General features: G+C 61.1%; 4 protein-coding genes. 2 read left to right on the forward strand and 2 right to left on the reverse strand.

What is annotated here, in order from left to right; translation table 11 throughout:
• Positions 1-195: 195 nt before the first annotated feature.
• Both ACYVDE_RS19325 and ACYVDE_RS19330 read left to right on the forward strand, forming a co-directional pair.
• Positions 196-1,074 (forward strand): dienelactone hydrolase family protein, encoded by an 879-nt coding sequence (locus tag ACYVDE_RS19325; RefSeq protein ID WP_460503175.1) that lies wholly within the window; start codon positions 196-198, stop codon positions 1,072-1,074.
• A 194-nt stretch (positions 1,075-1,268) separates the two neighbouring features.
• Positions 1,269-1,739 (forward strand): Mpo1 family 2-hydroxy fatty acid dioxygenase, encoded by a 471-nt coding sequence (locus tag ACYVDE_RS19330; RefSeq protein ID WP_460503176.1) that lies wholly within the window; start codon positions 1,269-1,271, stop codon positions 1,737-1,739.
• 203 nt (positions 1,740-1,942) lie between these two features.
• Here the strand turns inward: ACYVDE_RS19330 and ACYVDE_RS19335 are convergent, their stop codons facing one another.
• Both ACYVDE_RS19335 and ACYVDE_RS19340 read right to left on the reverse strand, forming a co-directional pair.
• Positions 1,943-2,359 (reverse strand): hypothetical protein, encoded by a 417-nt coding sequence (locus ACYVDE_RS19335; RefSeq protein WP_460503177.1) that lies wholly within the window; start codon positions 2,357-2,359, stop codon positions 1,943-1,945.
• An 87-nt stretch (positions 2,360-2,446) separates the two neighbouring features.
• Positions 2,447-2,813, reverse strand: a 367-nt coding sequence (locus tag ACYVDE_RS19340; protein WP_460503178.1) for a helix-turn-helix domain-containing protein, incomplete at its 5' end; no start/stop codon positions are given.

The raw sequence follows: 2,813 nt of genomic DNA on the forward strand, positions 1-2,813 counted from the left end.
CCGGCTGGCCGGGCCCTACCCCGAGCTTGCTGCCGAAGTCGTGCTGGCTGCTGAAAACGCGCTGGCTAACAGCACGTCGGCGGCGCTGCACAGCCGCGCGGCGCGCGAGCTGCCAAAACTTCGCCACCTTGCGCGGGAGGTTTTGCCGGGTTAGCTGTTGCGCTTGCTCATTTGTTTCCAATTTTACCCAACTCCATGTTCATCAAAAAACTACTCACGTTCGGCGCGGCGCTGCTCAGTTTCTCGTTCTCGGCTTCGGCCCAGCAAATGGCTAGCTGCTGCGCCCGCCCGGCCGCCAACCTCTCGGCTTCGGCCACCGAGGCGTTCGCCATGCTGGCCACCAATAAAGATTTCTCGGGCGGCCACGACGCGCCGCTGCCCTTTGTATACGAGGGCGCGGGCAAGGAAATCACTTTCAAAACGCCCGATGGCGGCACCGGCAAGGGCTTCGAAATCAAGAGCGCCAAGTCGAGCAACAAGTACCTGTTCGTGATTCACGAATGGTGGGGCCTGAACGACTACATCAAAAAGGAAGCCGCCACCTTCGCCGCCGAGCTGCCCGACGTGAACGTCATCGCCGTCGACCTCTACGACGGCAAAATTGCCACCACGCCCGAAGACGCCGGTAAGTACATGGGCGAGGTGAAAACCGACCGCGCCGTGGCCATCCTCAAAGGGGTCCAGATGTATGCCGGCCCCAAGGCCCAGCTGGCCAGCATCGGCTGGTGCTTCGGCGGCGGCTGGAGCCTGCAGGAAGCCATCCTCGGCGGCAAGCAGACGGTTGGCTGTGTGATGTATTACGGCATGCCCGAAAAGGACGTGGCCAAGCTCAAAACCCTGAATTCGGACGTGCTGGGCATCTTCGCCACCCAGGACAAGTGGATTAACCCCGAAATGGTGGCTCAGTTCAAAAAGGACATGACCGCCGCCGGTAAAAGCGTCACTATCGAAAGCTACGACGCCGACCACGCCTTCGCCAACCCCTCGAACCCCAAATACAAAAAGGACGATGCCGCCAAGGCGCACGCCCACGCGCTGGCCTACCTGCGCGGCCGCTTCAAGTCGAAATCGTAAGGTTTCCAGCACGACGTAGAGACGCGAAGTGTCGCGTCTCGGTGGCCGCGCCGTGAAGGTGTTGGCAACGGTAATCGTTCAACACCAAGACGCGAAGTGTCGTGTCTCTACATCGCTACTGAAAGCGCCTTCCCACTCGGGAAGGCGCTTTTTTTTTGCTACTTTGGCACACTATCTTCTACAATTCCCACCACATGGCCTCACTCGCCTCCCTCCTCTCCGAATACGGCGAAAGCCACCAGAACCCCACTAACAAGCTGGTGCACTGGATGTGCGTGCCACTGATTATGTTCTCAATCATCGGCATGTTGTGGGCCATTCCGGTGCCGGCGGCCATCCAGCAAATCAGCCCCTGGCTGAACTGGGGCACGCTGGTAATGGCGCTGGCCCTCGCCTACTACATGCGGCTGAGCGGCCGGCTGGCGCTGGGCATGGTGCTGGTGTGGGTGGCCATGGCGCTGGCCCTGCGCGTGGTGGCGGGCACGGCGGTGCTGCCGCTGTGGACCATCTGCCTCATCATCTTCGCCCTGGCCTGGGTGGGCCAGTTCTGGGGACACAAGGTAGAAGGCAAGAAGCCCAGCTTCCTGAAAGACCTGCAGTTTCTGCTCATCGGGCCGCTGTGGCTGCTGCACTTCGTGTACCGCCGGCTGGGCTGGGGGTACTAGAGCGGTTCCCAAGTTAGTGTATAGCCGTTTGAACGAGGTAGAGACGCAACATTTTGCGTCTCGTCGTTGAACAACTAGCGGTAGTGCCGTCAGACGATTTCGTTCAACGATGAGACGCAAGATGTTGCGTCTCTACTCTCATACACCAATCTGGGAACTGCTCTGAATAGCTGTCGCCAGCCGGCCTGACCGGCCGATAATGGCTATTTCACCGCCGCACCTGTTTCCGAAACCGGCTCATAGGTCATGGTCAGTTGCTTGGTGTCGCCCGTCACGGTGAGGTCGAGCACGGCCTGCTTGGCGCTGGGATTGAGCAGCACGGCCGTGGAGCCCTCGGCAAACCGGAGCACGCCGCGCTGCCCTGGAGCCAGCGTGGTTTTGCCGAAGATGCCCCCGCCCCGCGGCCGCTCCCGAATTTCGACCGGCACCGGGCCCACGTTGTGCGCCGACACCCGGAAAGCCCCCGGCTGCTCGCCGCCCAGAATAAACTGCTTGCCCGCCTCTATGAGCAGATGCGAGTGAATGGTGCCGGCCACGCCCAGCAGGGGCAGCAACACTACTCCAACAAAAGCTGACAAATGGACGACGCGGCGGGCTGGCAATCGAAACAGCGTTTTCATGAGTGTGGGGTTTAGTGAATGGATGCTCCAAAATTCCCCCTCTCCCGCCGCGCCGGCGCTTCAACTTAAGGCTTGCGCCGCCTCCATTTACGATTTGGGACGAGTAATCTCGCCCGGCGTGCGGCCCGTGAGCTTCTTGAACACGCGGTTGAACGTGGACTTGGAATTAAATCCCGATTCTAACGCAATGCCAACCAGCGAGTAATGCGCCAGGCGCGGGTCTTGCAGCTTGCGTTCGGCCTCGGCCACGCGGTAGCTGTTCACAAAATCGTTGAAGTTCTGCCCGCAGCCGGTATTGATGACGTGCGAGAGCAGCGAAGTATTGGTGCGCAGGCGGTGGGCAAGCTCGGCCAGGGTCAGCTCCGGCTCCAGCCAGGGCTGGTCGTTGGCCATCAGGGCCAGCAGCTTCTCGCGCCACGGGTGTAGCTCGGGGGCCAGCGTAGCGGCGGGCGCG

The sequence above is a fragment of the Hymenobacter agri genome (assembly GCF_054778495.1).